Consider the following 16,019-nt stretch of genomic DNA (forward strand, 5'->3'; position numbering starts at 1 on the left):
GAGGAATACTAAAATCCTAAAGCTATAGAAAACTCAATATATAAAAACATTAAAAAACTAGCAAATCCTAGAACATAATTTCTACTTACCTCTTTTAAAAATGTAAGCTAGCAAGATAACAACGTGCCCTACAATAAAAATTACAATCTTAGAAAGAGTGCCAATTGGGAAAATCAAAATAAAAACAAGTAAAACATACGCTAATATAATATATAAGTTTATATCTTTCATAATTAACTTTATCTGTTAATGGAAGGGGTTCCCCCCTTCCCATAAGATTATCTATAGCACACCGCAGCTGCTACAAATCCTCCGAAAAAGGCACCAGCCGATGCCCCACCAGTGAACCCTAGACCCAGAGAGAAGTATCCAGCAGCTATGCCGCCGGCAAGTGCAGAGCCTGAGACAATTGCAGCTGAACATACTCCAGAATTTATTCCACCATTCACTATCTCTGTATCTTTAACTGTTAATTCTTGCATTTTTCTCTTCCCCTCTTATAACATCGAACACATTGCCAAACCGAACCTTTGCCCTGTTGTAGCACCAAAAAAACCTCCAGCAACCATACCTGCAGGCCCAAAAATTCCTCCAGCGATTACCCCAATAGTTCCTCCCATAATGGAAGTACTAAATAGCTGTTCCTAAATGTAGATCACTGAGTTTCGAAAATAGAAGGAACTCGGCTCGATTCAAGCGATCTGATCAATCGCCAAACCAACCAACTCACACAAACCGAGCCGAGATCATGATTCTAACATTACCAACCCGCTCTGAAAGACGTCGAATACAAAAAAAGATGTATAAAACCAGAGATAAAGACGAGTGCCGTCGCCTGAATGCCATTCTCTTGTTGGCATCTGGACGTACTGTTACTGAAGTATCAGGCTTGATAGCTGCGGCGCGTTCTTCAATCAACAGATGGGTCAGTTGGTACACTGAATGTGGCATTGAGGGGCTGGAGTCTTCAACCAGAGGCCGTTCCTGTGTGCTTCCTTTCCAACAAATAACGAGTGTAATCAAACTACTGCTTCAATTGTCCCCAAGAGCTTGGATACCAACGTTCCCGCTGGAGTACTGAATTAATAGCTCTTGAGGTTAACCGCTTATTTTCGCTGCAGGTTCATCCCTCAACGATTCGGCGGTGGTTGCCTAAACTTGGCGTTGTTTGGCGTAGAGCCGCTCCCGCCTTGCATATCAAAGATCCTCATAAAGATGAGAAGCTTGCGGAAATTAAGGCAGCTTTGAAGCGTTGCAATATAAACCATCCCGTATTTTATGAAGATGAAGTTGATATCCATCTCAATCCAAAAATCGGCGCAGAATGGATGCATAAAGGCCATCAAAAACGAGTGACAACGCCGGGACAGAATAGCAAACGATACTTGGCAGGTGCGCTACACACAGGAACGGGGAAAGTCAGTTATGTCGCCAGTTCCAGCAAAGATTCTATGCTATTTCTTTCAATGCTGAAATTGCTCAAAAGACAGTACAGACGAGCCCAAACGATTACGCTCATTATCGATAACTACATCATCCACAAGAGTAAAAAGACTCAAGCTTGGCTCAAGTAAAACCCAAAGTTTATCTTGTTGTTTCAGCCGGTTTACTCACCTTGGGTCAACAAAATAGAGCAGTTGTGGCACGCACTACATGAAACCGTTACCCGAAACCATCAGTGCAAAAACATCTGGAAGTTGATGGAGCGGGTTAAGTATTTTATGGATCATGCTTCACCATTCCCTGGTGGCGGGCATGGTCTCATGAAAGTGGAGCACAATTAGGAACACTTATTTAGGCTTTCAGCTGCTTTACGAGATTTTCTGGCGAACAGGCATACCCAGTCTTATGACTTTGTTGAATGCCTTAACCTCAGCCTGTTGATGCTGCGTCACGGTCGGCTGAAGCCCGCTGCAGCTGTCCAGGCAGCCCCCCAGCTGAATAGGGCCAGACAGTTTCTGGAACACAGTTGCAGCAGTAACACCTCACTCCAGGAACTGGCCAGTCTGGTACAACTGCGCCTTTTGTGTTACTCAGGCAGTTCAGGGCACAATTTGGCTCAAACCCAGGCAAGATTAATTCTGGCGCGAACGTTGTTGCGGCTGGGCGCTTCCCCATCCAGGTGGCACAGGACTGAGGATTTTGCGACCAAAGCCATTTGAACCGTCAATTCATCAATCAAAAAATAAACTCTTTTGAATCATAGTGTTACACACCTTTACTTGTGCAGTATGTACCCTGTATTTGTACCACCCTATAACCAACAGTGAACAACAGAAGAACTATACTGACATAACCTATCTTAAGTGTCTGGAGTTAGAATGGCTAGCTCATTAAAACAACTTCTTAATTGGGGTAAAGAACATCCAATAACGGCAACTGCTATAGCCGTTGGGAGTGTATTAGTTGTAGCTGGTACTATATACGTTATAACGCCATACTTACTGCGTATACTTGGAGCGGTGGGTTCTGGACTTGTTAATGGCGTTGCTTCTAGACCCCAAAAAAAACCAGCCTGCTGTAAAGCAAGTCAGAAGAATGTTTACAAGTGCAAAGAACAATCCCTTCAAATACCCAGCGTCGACATTATTTCGGAGACTATTCCAACACCTTTAGTCGGCTCAGCACTTAAACCAGGCAGGCCCTGTCAACATTCGTCTTGTGAGTCCATAAAGAAAGGACTGATCGGTATATATCGTATCAGAGACACTGAAGGTGCCTATAAGTACATTGGTAAAACCATCGATATGCGTCGGCGTTGCCAAGAGCATTCTCGCAGAGGGTTGTTCAATGAACATAGCGAGAGCTTTGAAGTCCTAACTGCCAAGAGGGAAGCAAGCATCATCCAGTTGTTCATCGCTGAAAAAGAGCAAATAAGGAGGCACTCCCCTTATCTTAATAAAACTGCAGGGGGGAATGGCCGCTAGAACGCCTAATCCTTACTAAACCTTACGATGGGTAAAAAGAAGGGCCTAGCGCCCTCCTCTTTCTTGCTTGACCAACTCCATGGCTGTGAAGAATGTCGGGTCTTGAGTCATCCGGTTTGCCAGAAACTCGAGATCACTTGGGCCGCAATCCATACCTCTCACTTGCGTTGGTGCCCAGACCTGGGCAAGGTTTTCCAGTTGTTCAAACCAAAACGTTGCTCTTTGCTCTGGAGCCAAAGCGGCTCTGAGCTCATCCCTAATCATACGTTGCCAAATGATGATCTGTTTGTCATGGAGCTGAACCATGAGAGACCAGTCTTCTTGATATTTAGGAGCCTTATCAAGACACAGGCTAGCCACCTCCCTCCAGGCATAAACACGCTTGAGCTGTTCCATCCAATCGTTCGCATAGCTTGGAGATGATTGAACAATAACAAGAACAAGAAAGAGGAATAGTCTAATTGCTCTTACCATTTTAGGAATGTCTCATAGTACCAGTGGAATGGTGGGAACACGTTCCGCCACCCATACCCCTCTTTTCTAGCATAAGCATCAGACTCCAATCTTCGAGCATTGCTCGAACTAATGTCTCTTAGATGTTCCAGGCAACGATCTGAGTACTCTTGTATCCCATTGACTGGTCTATCTCTGGCCAAGGCGATTTTCATCCCATCTATGACAGTTGTCTTTACCGAAGCGACAGCTTTGGATGAATTCCAGTAAGTTGCAAAGAAGCATTCAGCATCATCACGTTTACACTGAAGATCTGTCTGAATAACAATATTCAGGTTTCGCAGTTCCTTTACAAAATCGTCTTTGCTGGCTATGTAGTATGTTGCAAACGGATACTTTCGTGAGGGAGGCCCAACCAATAGTTGGCACTCATCACTAAGCCCTCGCATCTTACCAGTCGGGACGTCATGAGCCCCCTTATAGATGTATATGTTGAACGCCATAAACGCTATCAACCCAATAATCACTTTCTTCTTTCTCGTCATAACAACCTCTATTGCTGTTCTCTTGCTATCCGTTGCACACTCGACAGAGATATACCGACACGCTTGGCTATTTCAGGCTTCGGCAGTCCCTCCTCTAACAACGGTATGACTTGGTTTCGTTTAAGCATGGCTGTTGGCTTTCGTCCCTTGTACTTGCCTCGTTGTTTGGCCAAGGCAATCCCCTCTGCTTGTCTCTCCAGCATCAGTTCGCGTTCAAAGGTGGCGATAGCACCAACCATCGTCAGCATTAGCTTTCCTGTTGGGGTCCCTGTATCAATTCCCAGATTCTGGATTTGAAGGGAGACTCTCTTCTTCTCCAAGAGCTCTGCTATCTCCAGTAGATGCTTAGTGTTCCGTGCAAGTCGATCCAACTTGGTGACTATCACGACGTCACCTTCTCGGACAAACTCCAACATCAGCTTTAACTGAGGTCGGTCGCCCTCTGCTCCACTAACCTTCTCCTGAAATACCTTGTCGCAGTCAGCCAATGCCTTCAGTTGTGCGTCTAGGCTTTGTCCCGTAGTCGATACACGGGCGTACCCTATTTCGGCCATAGATAACTCCTGTTCAATAGGGCAAGGTACACTGACCAAGCCCTTCAGAAGGTGCAAAGGGACCCATGTGACACGGGGAAAGGGTCCTTCTACCACCGTGTCACATAGGCTTGGTTTAATGACTTTGCATACAGTTAGTTACGGTTCTCTTGATCTCCTTCATCAAGAGGCTCTTCCCAAGCTTCCTCGTCGGACAAATAGCGTTCGGTGAAGGCCTGGATAAGTATCGGCACTATGGTCAGTAGTGCGGCTTTAGCGACCCGTCTGAGTAGTTCGTTAATGATGTTCTCCTTTTGAGGGTTGATAACAGGCAGCCAAAGGCTCACCACATGGGTCCATGTAGTGACGAATTGACTGCAATTTGGTTGTTAGGGACGTCTTAGGCTTAGTCCCAAGTGACGGTTAGTTGATAGACACCTAACCCGAGGTAGTAGCGGAAGTTGGACTCCCAAATCCGGTAAAGGCCTCGGAAGTTGTTTAGCGGATACTCCCCCGTGTAAGCCTGATACCCTGTTCCATTTGATAGATTGAAGTCCAACTCTTTCTCCAACTCAGGATAAACCTGGCCAAAGAAGGCAAAGTCAGTGATATACACCAAACGCCATCCAGAAGCCGAGTCAGAGCGTTCCAGTCGAATTTCAACCGGGTGATAGCCCCCATGCTCCACTGAGTAATTGGGGTCTCGGAAATTGAGGGTTACGCCGTCAGAACATCGCTCATTAGGGTGTTCCTCCAGTGTTCTCCGTAAGATGCCACTCAGAGTGACTGTTACGGGTAGCCACCGGCGAGCTTCGGTCAAATCGATATGCTTACTGTCAATCATAACCAGCCCCTCTCTGCAAACGACTCCACATCCACCTGGCCGATAACCAGATGATCCAGTACCGGCACATCCACAGTGGCCAGAGCGTTCACCAGACGCTCTGTAATACGTCTGTCGGCTGAGGAAGGCTCAGGTATACCCGAAGGATGATTATGGGCAAATATAACCGCTGCGGCGTTCCGTGAAAGAGTCAACTTAACCACCTCTCTGGGATATACAGCAGCGGCGTCTATAGTGCCAAAGAACAGCTCTTCACAAGCAATCAATCGGTGTTGGCTGTCCAGTAGCAGAACGGCAAACACCTCTCTCTCGTACCCCGCCATCCGGAGCTTAAGGTAATCCTTTACCAGAGGCGGAGAGGTAAACACCGCTGTTTTGACATTGTGGTCCTGATATCGGGACTCCAGGATACTTATCGCCTCCCGAATGACCCTCTCTTGGTATTCACCATTGCCTTCATTAGAGGCTCCCGGTTTCATTGTCAGTTGCATAGCAAACCCTTCCTATTGATTTATTTCAGGTTTCTTATGCCTCAAAGGGGTGCGATTAATTAACGGTATAAGAAGCTTGGAGACCGCCAGCTCGCATTAAACTAGTAATAACAGGGGTGACATATTCTGCCCCACCAATCTCAATGAGGCCATTATGACATTTACATCTAGTACACCTGCCAGATATCTGGCATCACCATCCAATACTCGTAGAGGAGACATTCGCTGGCCTGAAGAGGTCGTATTGGATTATCAACCATTGCTGGTTCTGGGTCGTTTCAGTGATACTGAGCGAAGGCATCAAGTCAAGGGAGCACGGAAAGCGAGGTTACCTAGGTTTGAAACCGAGATAATCCCAGATAACTATGGTACCCGACAAAAGAAGATGCATCTCAAGGGGACAATACCTGGCGGAGGCTTCAGGGAACCGGGTGAAGTTGAGCAATTCCTTATTGACAAAGGCTTTAACCCTGAGTCAATCAAGATTACGGGTGGAACGCTTTACGCTACTCACCCAAAGGAACATCTACCGTTCATGCACTGGGTTGTAAGGTTGCTTATCCACTTTCAGGCTACAGGTGAGTGGCTAAACATACTGTACTGGTATCACGACTATCCGGATCAATAAGAGCCACATAAAAGAAAAGGCAGCCCTGAGGCTACCTTTGCGATGTGTAATCAAACATCCTCACTGCATGGCAGCAGCTCGTTCAATCACTTTTCGCTGCTCTGCAGAGGATGCTTTCAGTACTTGTGTAAACACCTTCTTCTTGTCTCTGGAAGAAGCATGCAGTACAAAGTCCGACAGTTTACTGCTTTTAGGGGCCGCCTCTGTGGACTTGTTGAGAAACTTGTTAATCACATATCCTCTCTTCTGATGTTGGACTTCAGGCATCGTTCCATACCCTATTCATCCAGACACGACCGTGTACATCGTAACTAACCCTTTCTCGTTGCTAGTTGTATGTATCAGTTTGAAGCCTTGGGTTTGATATAACTCGATCAATCGACGGGTGTTTTCGCATTCAAGAATGATAGCTCGACCACCAAGCAAAGCTCTAGCCTCATCAATGACCATATATACTTCATCGAGTATACATTCTAAGTTTATAGGGTTAGGCACAACAGAATAATTCTTGCCGATCTGACCGATCAAATAAGCTTTGACTCTCTCTGCCAGTTTACTAAAGCCATCGAGCTTCTTCACTTGAGCCCCTGACAACGAGGTGCCGTTAAGTTGCAACTCTTTAAATGACAGGGAGAAATAGGCCAAGATATCACCATTTTGGCTGACTAAAAGATAAGTCCTGGCCGCATCCCTACGTTCAAAATCGATTGCCTTATTGTGAAGGAACGACTCCACATCAGCATTTTTGGGACACGTAAAGGAACTAAGCAGCTCTCTGACATCTGCTTCAGAGAGCTCCTCGGTGTTTAATAGGTCACTTATTTTGACAAGCGTTGTTTTAATAGCCTAATACCTTTCTCGGCATCTTTCTTATGATCGCGATGCTTCACCTTAACTTTCCTGGGTGATTGCATGTCACTCTTTAAGTGTGCAATGGCATCGCTATCGGCAACAACAAAGGCTCTGTCAAATGAAGTAGTAGACATGATGAACCTCCTCAGTTGAACGGCTGCATATCATAGCCTAACTTCCCTATACTGACCAGACCGTCAATATGTTTTCAGCATATCGCAGCAAATCTTTAGTTGCAATGCGATGTTACCCTCTAAGCTCCCGGCCAAGCCCCTTCAACAGAAGATCCAGCAGCAGGTTTTGCAGTATCTTCGCAGTATCAGGACGTGACAGGTAATCCATCGACATCTCTTCCTGAGTCCCCATACGACTGATTACAGCTTCATCAACAGCCTTGGGAAAGTCACCTTGCATAATGGCCTTGCGGTCGTTGTTATGGATTTGGGCCATCACAGCTTCGTTCTCGGCTATCTTGCTCGCCATCCCCTGTAACCAATCAAGCTTATCGCCTTCAGTCACTCCTTCACCAAAGACTTCATTCATTTTGGCGAGGATCTCTGACAGAAAGTCCTTTTTATCCTGCTTGGGCTTGGCTGAACCAACCCCAGTAACACCATAAAGCCCATCTCCCCTACCTTCCCTTAACTGCAAGTCCTGGGTGCGTTTCTCTTTTAGCTTGTAGTGGCTCAGCACTAGCCCGTCGAGGTCGATATCATCATCTTCGAGCACCTCTTCCCGTAGCAGGGGCAGCAGGTGTTTGGCGTAGGTACTGAGCTGTTCCAGATCAACGGCATTAAATGGGGTGATCTGCGAGGCGAACTCATAGAAGCGGATAAAACTGTTCAAATCCTTCTTGAACATCACCAACTGGTTACGGGCCTCTTCAGCGGCAGCAATTCGCTCCTCGGCATTGCTCTTTTCCACCTCGGAGCCATGCATCTTAATCTCATTGAACTGACGTTTGGCAGCCCTTAGGGTATCCATGGCCAACTGATAGCGTTTGAGGAAGCGGTCTCGCCCCGGTGCCAGGTAATGGAGTAAGCCCTCGGTGCCCCGCTTGGGGTCAAAGTAAGATGCCGCAAAGGCCTCCACTTCGCTCCACAGGAAGATACCCTCATTCACCAGCTTGTGCTTCAGGTCATACACCAGATTGGGGTCGGAGGCGGTTTCCAGGGTAGCGGTTTCAAAGTACTTCTGGAACTCTTCCAGCACGTCCTCGGGCTTGTTTACAAAGTCCAGCACAAAGGTACGGTCCTTGCCCGGATAGGTACGGTTAAGCCGCGAGAGCGTCTGGATGCAGTCCACGCCGGTGAGCTTCTTGTCCACGTACATGGCACACAGTTTCGGCTGGTCAAAACCGGTCTGGAACTTATTGGCCACCAGCATCAACTGGTAGCTGTCGGTATCGAATGCCTTTCGCATGTCCTGACCATGAAGGTCGGGGTTCATGCTGCGTTCAGTGTGGGCAATCTCGGTGTCCGGATCTGTCACTTCACCTGAGAAGGCCACCATGGCCCTGATGTTGCCATAGCCCTGCTCGGCCACGTACTTATCGAACGCGAGTTTATACTTGGCGGCCTCCAAACGGCTGCTGGTGACCACCATCGCCTTCGCCTGCTGGTTCAGCAAATGTGCCACATTGGCCTTAAAGTGCTCCACTATCACCTGCACCTTCTGGCCAATGTTATGGGGGTGCAGCCTGAACCACTTACCGAGAGTCTTTTTGGCTTTCTTGCTGTCTACTTCCTGCTCCGCCTTGGCTCCAGCTATAGCCATCTTGTAGGCCAAACCATAGCTAGTATAGTTTTGCAGCACATCGAGGATATACCCCTCCTCAATGGCCTGACGCATGCTGTACACATCAAAGGGCTTGGGCTTATTGTCGTCACTTAGGGGCATTGCCGGGTTATCTGGCCGGCCAAACAGCTCCAGCGTTTTGCCCTTGGGGGTGGCGGTAAAGGCGAAGTAGCTGATGTGATTACTGCCAAGGCGGGCCGCTAGAGTCATGTTCATCACATCCTCGGCGGTCAGCTCCTCGTTTTCATCCAGTTGCTCAGCCATCAACACTTCCCGCAGCTGCCGTGCGGTACTGCCGCTCTGGCTCGAGTGGGCCTCATCGGCAATTACCGCAAAGGTATGGTCTTTCAGGCTGGTGGACTCCTGAATCGCCTTCAGCACATGAGGGAAGGTCTGAATGGTCACCACAATGATGGGTGTACCGATAGCCAGTGCGGCCGTCAGCTGGGCCGACTTGCTGCCCTCGCCCTCATCCCGGTTAATCCGGCTTATCACTCCTTCGGCATGCTCAAACTGGGAGATGGTTTCCTGTAGTTGACTGTCGAGTACTGTGCGGTCGGTAATCACAATCACCGACTTAAACCACTTATCGCCATTGGCATCGTAGAGTGAGGCCAACTGGTGGGTCAGCCAGGCAATGGAGTTGGACTTACCCGAGCCTGCCGAGTGCTGGATAAGGTACTTATGGCCAGTGCCTTCCTCCTGCACCTTGGCAAGCAGCTTGGTGACCACCTGCCACTGGTGATAACGGGGGAAGATCAGGGTTTCTTTCTTGTGGATACGACCAAGGGCATCTTCCTGCTTTTTCACCTCAAGGTGGATAAAGCGGCCAAGGATCTTAAGCCAATTATCAGGCGTGAGGATTTCATCCCACAGATAACTGGTAGCAAAGCCCGCCCCTTCATCAGGCAGGTCATTCCCCGCCCCACCCGCCTTAGTACCTCGGTTAAACGGTAAAAAGAAGGTGCTGTCACCGGCAAGCTTGGTGGTCATCGCCACTTCAAACTGATTCACCGCAAAATGCACCAGTGCCCCCCTGCGGAACTTCAGCAGCGGCTCGTCTTTGTTGCCAGTCTTGGGAAGCCTGTCCTTACGATACTGCTGTTTAGCATTCTCCAGGCTTTGCTTAAAGCAGGACTTCAGCTCCAGTGTAGCTACCGGCAAACCATTCAAGAACAGGGTTAAATCTATGCGACCATCGTAACCGTTGGGGCTATAAATCAGCTCTGGTACGACCCTTAAGCGGTTAGCCTGATAGCGATTAATAAGCTCTTGATTGAGCCCATGGTCGGGCTTAAAGGTGGCAAGCCGGAGCCTCGCCCCTCGGTCTTCCAATGGGTTACGCAGCAGCCACAGGGTGCCCTTGTCTGGGTGTTCCAAATGCCTTACAACGGCATTCAAAAGGTGCTTGTCGGTATCTTGGGGATAGATGCGACAAAAGCCCTCCCAGGCAGCAGGCTGGCTCTCTTTTACGTAGGCCAGCAAGTCCTCTGGGTACAGAGCCCTTTCTTTATCATACTTTCCACCATCAGAGCTGGCCGACTCGCCCACCAGCCAACCCTGGGTGGCCAGTGCATCGATAATGTAGTTCTGAAACGCCAGCTCCCTGGCCTTGGCTTCCATACTCATCAGTTTTCCTCAGCGGCTCGTTTGATTAATGGCTTGGCCTTCTCCAAGTCATCTACTGTGCGAATTGTCAGTTCCAAATCGCCTGTCCCCCAATGGCCAATCTCACTCACATCACGGCTGAACCCCTCTTCCATATCCACGGTTTTGGGATCGAGCCGCACCAGCAATTGCAACTTGGGGTCTTGCTTAGGCAGCACTATGATGCACACAAAGTTTTTAAGGCGTCTGAAGGCACCGTAGAGCTTTAATTGCTTGTAGTGAACGTCATCCCCAAGGCTTGCCGTATAGTCGATTACGCCGTCATAGAGCTGCTTTAATGACACAGAAGCCAGCTCCAACTGTTCGAGGTGAGTTTTCATCACGGAGGAGGATTTGGGTTTGGCGAAAGCAGCGTCAGTACCAGTTAATCCTATCTGAGGTTTAACTGACTGGCCCGACACAGCCACCACGTTCACCAGTTCCAGCATCAGCAAGTCATCGGCAAACAGCTTGTACCTAAGCAGTTCAATGTTGCGGTTTATCTGCTGCACCGCATGTTCATCGTATTTGGTAAAGTCCCCGGCGATACATAAAAGGCGGGTGCCTTCCCATTCTATGCTCTCGGCAGCCTCATTCCCCAGCGTCTTCATCACTAATAACTGGAATTCAGCCTGATGATCCAGCAACCAATCCAGGTAAAACAGCCCCTGATTGATGACGTTCTCGTTGGTGTGGCGTTTGTACTCGATAATCACCGGGCAGCCATTTTCATCGAGCCCCAGCGAATCGATACGCCCCCTATGAGTCTTACCTGTGTTGTACTCTTTAGCGAGAAATCGTACACCCAGGAAGGCTTCCATGTTGCTCTCAATCAGTTGCTGTAAGTCTCTCTCGACCACAGCTGCCTTGCCTTCTAATTCAGTTACCCCACTTGAGTGGTACTTAAACAGCTTAATATCACTCATTGGACCAATCCCTTAATCACATGGTTTTTAACCATTTTTGCAATTGCATCAACTCGAGGAGGATAAATCTTATTCCTCGTATACCCCTCTGACTCTAATTCAGAAAGCATCGAACTGGCGTACTTTAAGGAAACCCTAACCCCAGTCAGCATGTCCTTCAAATAGCGATTCTCTTCCAATGCAACAAAACCTGATTTCCATTTAGTACTGTGTTTAGAAAGGGAAAAGTATCCTTGCTGGGCACGAACTCTTGGGATATCAAAAGTGGTCTCAAATAGCTTGGTTCGCTTTCCGTGGAATGGTCGTCCGCTGGCCTGATTGGTAACATAATCCTTTGCATCCGGGCAGAGTTGCCACACTACCGGCTCTGAATCTGGGATTACCTGAGTCTTTTCCAACGCAAACCACAGAGCGACTTTGGGATCGCTCGTCCAATCGAGTAAACGGGTTGGTAACCCATGGTGTTGGGCTACTACCAACCAATCCCAATCATTATCAGGGACTTTGTGTAAACACCGAGCCGCCTCTCGTTTAAAACATTCCAATAATGTCTTCTCGTGTTCTAGAAGGGCCGATGGCATTCCAATACGCGAGATGCTTGGAAGCATTTTCCAAGGCTTCCGTTGCCCCCTGTACAATACATGGACAGTCTTTCGCTTACTGTCTCTTGTCCATTCCAGATACTCAGAAACACTCTTCACGGTTGATGTAATCGAACTCATGTCGGCTTCACCCATTCACGCAGATCAATCTTGCCAGTCACAGCAGCGGAAATAAGTGCTGTACGGCGTTCATTTAACAGCACGATTTGTTTACAGGCTGATTCAATCAATCGAGAGTATTTCTCACTAATCAACACTACCGATTCAACAATCACTTTCGCCTCTTGCTTGGATGGCATGGCTATAATTAACTCTCGAATCGTTCCCTGACCAATATTCTGCATAGAGTCACTTGCTCCGGTAGCGGATAACTCTATTTGCTCACGGTAAGCCGGGACTCCTAACACTAACGCCACAAATTCAGCATCAGTGTCTTGATTTAGAGTCAGACGATATAGTTTGTCACATACGAGTAGGTTATCGTAATCGTCATTTACAACAGCGGCACTCCCCACAAGCTCTCGGGTATTAGCACGAGAAATAAGTAGAACTCCCTTTGTAACCCGATATCGAAGTTTGGGCTCTAACTCTGAAGGCAACGCCTTGTGTTCCATTGGTTTAAAAATGCCACCATTAACAGCACCAACCTTCAATACCCCGAACTCGCCTTCCTCTGCCAATCTAGCCTCACACTGTGGAGACCAGCCTTGATCCATTGAAGTTATGCGATATTTTAAGGGTCCCACAACCCAATGCTCAGGCACTTGGCCGAGCCACTCGACGCCGGAGTCTTTCATGGGGGCATCGGGGTTGAGGCCCTTGGTGACGGCGTGGGAGATGACCGCCTGACGTTTCTCCTTGAGTAATTCAATCAGCCGCTGCTGCTTGTCAATCAAGCTGTCTATCCGGGCGGTTTCGTAGTCAAGGAAGGCGGCTATGGTGCGTTGTTCTTCTGAGCTCGGAAATGCAAACCGCTCCATCAGATAGGCGTCAGAGTCTAAATTTTGGATACCAGTAGTTTGCTTTATCGCGGGATAATTAACCCTGCCTGAATACAAGTGGGCAAACGCATAATTTAGGAATGCACTGTCGTATCCAGTCAACGGCGACATTTTTGCCACAAAATTAGAGGTTACAGCCGGATAGTCTTTATCGAAACGGACAACACAACCAACCAGTGTCTTCTCACCGCCCCCTGACTTTTCGATAAGAAGATCACCCGATTTCAGTAGACGAGACTTCCTATCCTTAGCTGGGATACTACGATATGTAAGTTTGTCATCTCGAATATCAAGTTTTACTCGATCAAAGTCTGCTACACGCAGAACTATGAGATCAGATTCACCATCTGGTTCTGACCCCCAGATACCATTAACACAGCCTTTGACTGTCCGTTTTAGAGAATGGATATCCCAATGGTTAGGTACTTGACCGATCCACTCTACCCCCGAGCCCTTATATTCAGGGTACGCTTTATGCTTTCCCATTATGAGTGCACCTCGGCGAGCAGCTTCATTATCTCCTTCGCCACCGTATCCAAATCAGCATCAATCTCTTGTAGCGACCTTGGTGGCTGGTACTGGTAGAAATGACGATTAAAGGGGATCTCGTAGCCAACCATACCCACCTTGCCATCGAGCGGGTCGGTCTTGCTAGTGTCTATCCAGGCGTCGGGCACATGGGGCAACACTTCACGCTCAAAATAAGCGTTGATATCCTCATTCAGGGGCACATTTTCGTTATCTCTTAGCTCAGAGGCTGGCTCTGGAGCCCCTTTAGCAAGGCAGACCTTGGCTGCGTCATCCTGTTCACCCAGGCTTGAGTACAGCAGCTTAAGCACTGCCGCTGGCAGCTTGTCGGCTGACATGGCACTGAACGCCTTGGTGAAGACCTTTTTGAATTCCTCACGGCAGAGGAACTTATCATTGGAGAGGCTTGAGAGCACCTCAAGTACCGTAGCTTTTAGGGTTTCATCGAGCTTTTCCCAGGCTTTACTTTGTTGTAAGGTCTCTAGTTTCACTGCATCCTTGGGGTAGATGGCAAGCTTAAGAGGCCGCTCCACAGTAATCCGGCGATAACCGAAGTCGGTGGTGTTAAACACCTTGGCGATTGCACTATCGACCGCCTTGCCATCGTAACGGCTGTAGAGCTCGACAATGGTGCTAATGGCTGCATCATCAAGGAACTTACGCTTGCTGCCAAGCGACTTTCGCATACTTGAATGCATGTCACTGGCGTTAATCAGCAGCACCTTACCCTTACGCTCAGCCGGTTTGTGGTTGGACAGCACCCAGATGTAGGTGGCAATACCTGTGTTGTAGAACATGTCAGTGGGCAGTGCGACTATGGCATCCAAGAGGTCACGCTCAAGGATATAACGACGGATTTCGCTCTCACCACTACCTGCCCCGCCGGTAAACAGCGGCGAGCCGTTAAGAATAATGCCTATGCGGCTTCCCGGGCTATTATCGGATACTGGCTTCATCTTGCTGATGAGGTGCATCAGGAACAAGAGAGAGCCATCGGACACTCTTGGCAGACCCGGACCAAAACGGCCTTCATGTCCCTTGAGCTTGTGCTCATCGTTAACCTGCTTCTCAACCTTTTTCCAATCTACTCCGAATGGTGGGTTAGAGAGGCAGTAATCAAACCGCTCGAACCTGAGTTGGTCATCTGACAGGGTATTACCCAGCTTGATATTACTGATCTCCTGTCCCTTGATGAGCATATCCGCCTTACAGATAGCGTAGGACTCAGGGTTCAGTTCCTGCCCAAAAGTAGCCAAACGGGCTGAACCATTGATTTCATTGAGGTACTCCATACCGGATGACAGAAAGCCGCCAGTACCTGCTGTAGGGTCATAGATAGAACGAACCGCCCCGGGTTTAGTAAGGGCCTCATCATCGGCACTGAAAACCAGAGAAGTGGTGAGTCTTACTATGTCTCTGGGGGTAAAGTGCTCCCCGGCCGTCTCATTGGAACTCTCTGCAAAGCGGCGGATAAGCTCTTCAAACACCAATCCCATTTGGTAGTTGGTTATCTTGTCCGGAGACAGGTCTATTCCTCGAAACTTCTTCACTACCTGATACAACAGGTTGGCATCATCAAGGGCATAGATAGTATTGACAAAGTTGAAGTGCTCGAAGATTTCACGGGCATCTTTGGAGAAGGCTCTGACATAGGCATCGAGGTTATCACCTGTGTTGGTTTCACCAAGCTTAGTCAGATCCATCTTGGAGACGTTGTAGAAAGACTGACCAGAGGCATTTAGCAGTAGCTTTTCCCGAGCAAGCTCCGCCATATCTTTAGTAGCTTCAAACTGAGCCAGTACCTTTTCCTTGTTTGTCTCCAGCACACACTCCAAACGCCGGAGAACGGTAAAGGGTAAGATGATGCGGCCATACTGTGATTGTTTGAAGTCACCGCGAAGAAGGTCGGCAACTGACCAGATAAAACTGGCCAATGAGCTAATGCTTGTGTGTTCCATGGAGTTCCTGCTGACAGCTCTACCAGTGTATGTGGTGACACCGGGAGCAGCATTCTAACGACAATGTTAACCGGGAAGTCTACCAATAGCCCCTTTTGCTGACCAGTTGTTATTTCACAGATTTTCCCTATGGACACATCTCACTTCTCCCCGCAATCTCCCCAAGTCAGCCTATGCCGATTTTGCTTTGGAGCCTGTTCCCCCAAAACCCAAGAGTAGTCAGCATTTTGAAGGATTTAGGGCATTGCTCTGCCGATTTTCTAATGATTTCTTAAAAGTCCCTAAGG

General features: G+C 48.2%; 15 protein-coding genes and 1 pseudogene. 2 read left to right on the top strand and 14 right to left on the bottom strand.

All coding sequences use genetic code 11. From position 1 onward, the window contains the following. The first annotated feature begins 745 nt into the window (after positions 1–745). Both CX650_RS18420 and CX650_RS18430 read left to right on the top strand, forming a co-directional pair. Positions 746–1,784: pseudogene (locus CX650_RS18420) on the top strand (IS630 family transposase). 537 nt (positions 1,785–2,321) lie between these two features. Next, complete coding sequence (locus tag CX650_RS18430; protein WP_101096671.1) at positions 2,322–2,927, top strand: GIY-YIG nuclease family protein; 606 nt, start codon at positions 2,322–2,324, stop codon at positions 2,925–2,927. 45 nt (positions 2,928–2,972) lie between these two features. Here CX650_RS18430 and CX650_RS18435 read toward each other — a convergent pair whose 3' ends face one another. From CX650_RS18435 to CX650_RS18500, 14 genes are all read right to left on the bottom strand, one after another. Then, positions 2,973–3,323: a hypothetical protein gene (locus CX650_RS18435; protein WP_157823084.1), complete on the bottom strand. Its 351-nt coding sequence runs from the start codon at positions 3,321–3,323 to the stop codon at positions 2,973–2,975. A 71-nt stretch (positions 3,324–3,394) separates the two neighbouring features. Continuing rightward, the gene (locus tag CX650_RS18440; protein ID WP_101096673.1) at positions 3,395–3,925 is read right to left on the bottom strand and encodes a hypothetical protein; all 531 of its coding nucleotides are present in this window, start codon (positions 3,923–3,925) and stop codon (positions 3,395–3,397) included. A gap of 8 nt (positions 3,926–3,933) precedes the next feature. Then, positions 3,934–4,479, bottom strand: coding sequence for a recombinase family protein (locus tag CX650_RS18445; RefSeq protein ID WP_025009846.1), 546 nt, complete (start codon positions 4,477–4,479; stop codon positions 3,934–3,936). Between the two features lie 134 nt (positions 4,480–4,613). Beyond that, a complete protein-coding gene (locus CX650_RS18450; protein ID WP_025886710.1) occupies positions 4,614–4,805 on the bottom strand; it encodes a hypothetical protein in 192 nt (63 codons plus the stop codon). Positions 4,806–4,864: 59 nt separating this feature from the next. Beyond that, the gene (locus CX650_RS18455; protein ID WP_101096674.1) at positions 4,865–5,302 is read right to left on the bottom strand and encodes a DUF2787 domain-containing protein; all 438 of its coding nucleotides are present in this window, start codon (positions 5,300–5,302) and stop codon (positions 4,865–4,867) included. Next, on the bottom strand, positions 5,299–5,793 hold the full coding sequence (radC, locus tag CX650_RS18460) for a RadC family protein (RefSeq protein WP_229799961.1): 495 nt from the start codon (positions 5,791–5,793) through the stop codon (positions 5,299–5,301). The genes CX650_RS18455 and radC overlap by 4 nt, the downstream gene beginning before the upstream one ends. Positions 5,794–6,481: 688 nt before the next feature. Further along, entirely contained in the window at positions 6,482–6,655 is a 174-nt protein-coding gene (locus tag CX650_RS18470; protein ID WP_157823086.1) for a hypothetical protein, read from the bottom strand. A gap of 48 nt (positions 6,656–6,703) precedes the next feature. After that, on the bottom strand, positions 6,704–7,156 hold the full coding sequence (locus tag CX650_RS18475; RefSeq protein WP_229799960.1) for an acetyltransferase: 453 nt from the start codon (positions 7,154–7,156) through the stop codon (positions 6,704–6,706). Positions 7,157–7,239: 83 nt separating this feature from the next. Beyond that, positions 7,240–7,407 carry a hypothetical protein gene (locus CX650_RS20190; protein ID WP_167388660.1) on the bottom strand — a complete coding sequence of 56 codons (168 nt, stop codon included), beginning with the start codon at positions 7,405–7,407 and terminating at the stop codon, positions 7,240–7,242. 112 nt (positions 7,408–7,519) lie between these two features. Continuing rightward, on the bottom strand, positions 7,520–10,699 hold the full coding sequence (locus CX650_RS18480; RefSeq protein WP_229799958.1) for a type I restriction endonuclease subunit R: 3,180 nt from the start codon (positions 10,697–10,699) through the stop codon (positions 7,520–7,522). Then, complete coding sequence (locus tag CX650_RS18485) at positions 10,699–11,643, bottom strand: DUF5655 domain-containing protein (protein ID WP_101096677.1); 945 nt, start codon at positions 11,641–11,643, stop codon at positions 10,699–10,701. The genes CX650_RS18480 and CX650_RS18485 overlap by 1 nt, the downstream gene beginning before the upstream one ends. Next, positions 11,640–12,380, bottom strand: coding sequence for an FRG domain-containing protein (locus CX650_RS18490; RefSeq protein ID WP_101096678.1), 741 nt, complete (start codon positions 12,378–12,380; stop codon positions 11,640–11,642). Before CX650_RS18490 ends, CX650_RS18485 begins: the two co-directional genes overlap by 4 nt. Continuing rightward, positions 12,362–13,732 (bottom strand): restriction endonuclease subunit S, encoded by a 1,371-nt coding sequence (locus CX650_RS18495; protein WP_101096679.1) that lies wholly within the window; start codon positions 13,730–13,732, stop codon positions 12,362–12,364. Before CX650_RS18495 ends, CX650_RS18490 begins: the two co-directional genes overlap by 19 nt. Further along, complete coding sequence (locus tag CX650_RS18500; RefSeq protein ID WP_101096680.1) at positions 13,732–15,732, bottom strand: type I restriction-modification system subunit M; 2,001 nt, start codon at positions 15,730–15,732, stop codon at positions 13,732–13,734. The genes CX650_RS18495 and CX650_RS18500 overlap by 1 nt, the downstream gene beginning before the upstream one ends. Positions 15,733–16,019: the final 287 nt, after the last annotated feature.

Origin of the sequence: Shewanella indica (genome assembly GCF_002836975.1) — a bacterium.
GTDB lineage: Bacteria > Pseudomonadota > Gammaproteobacteria > Enterobacterales > Shewanellaceae > Shewanella > Shewanella indica.

Bases quoted from the DNA above. Each gene is read 5' to 3' on its own strand.
- CX650_RS18485 (WP_101096677.1), bottom strand. From the start codon at position 11,643: ATGAGTGATATTAAGCTGTTTAAGTACCACTCAAGTGGGGTAACTGAA.
- CX650_RS18435 (WP_157823084.1), bottom strand. From the start codon at position 3,323: ATGGAACAGCTCAAGCGTGTTTATGCCTGGAGGGAGGTGGCTAGCCTG.
- CX650_RS18440 (WP_101096673.1), bottom strand. From the start codon at position 3,925: ATGACGAGAAAGAAGAAAGTGATTATTGGGTTGATAGCGTTTATGGCG.
- CX650_RS18480 (WP_229799958.1), bottom strand. From the start codon at position 10,699: ATGAGTATGGAAGCCAAGGCCAGGGAGCTGGCGTTTCAGAACTACATT.
- CX650_RS18430 (WP_101096671.1), top strand. From the start codon at position 2,322: ATGGCTAGCTCATTAAAACAACTTCTTAATTGGGGTAAAGAACATCCA.
- CX650_RS20190 (WP_167388660.1), bottom strand. From the start codon at position 7,407: ATGTCTACTACTTCATTTGACAGAGCCTTTGTTGTTGCCGATAGCGAT.
- radC (WP_229799961.1), bottom strand. From the start codon at position 5,793: ATGCAACTGACAATGAAACCGGGAGCCTCTAATGAAGGCAATGGTGAA.
- CX650_RS18445 (WP_025009846.1), bottom strand. From the start codon at position 4,479: ATGGCCGAAATAGGGTACGCCCGTGTATCGACTACGGGACAAAGCCTA.
- CX650_RS18495 (WP_101096679.1), bottom strand. From the start codon at position 13,732: ATGGGAAAGCATAAAGCGTACCCTGAATATAAGGGCTCGGGGGTAGAG.
- CX650_RS18455 (WP_101096674.1), bottom strand. From the start codon at position 5,302: ATGATTGACAGTAAGCATATCGATTTGACCGAAGCTCGCCGGTGGCTA.
- CX650_RS18500 (WP_101096680.1), bottom strand. From the start codon at position 15,732: ATGGAACACACAAGCATTAGCTCATTGGCCAGTTTTATCTGGTCAGTT.
- CX650_RS18490 (WP_101096678.1), bottom strand. From the start codon at position 12,380: ATGGGTGAAGCCGACATGAGTTCGATTACATCAACCGTGAAGAGTGTT.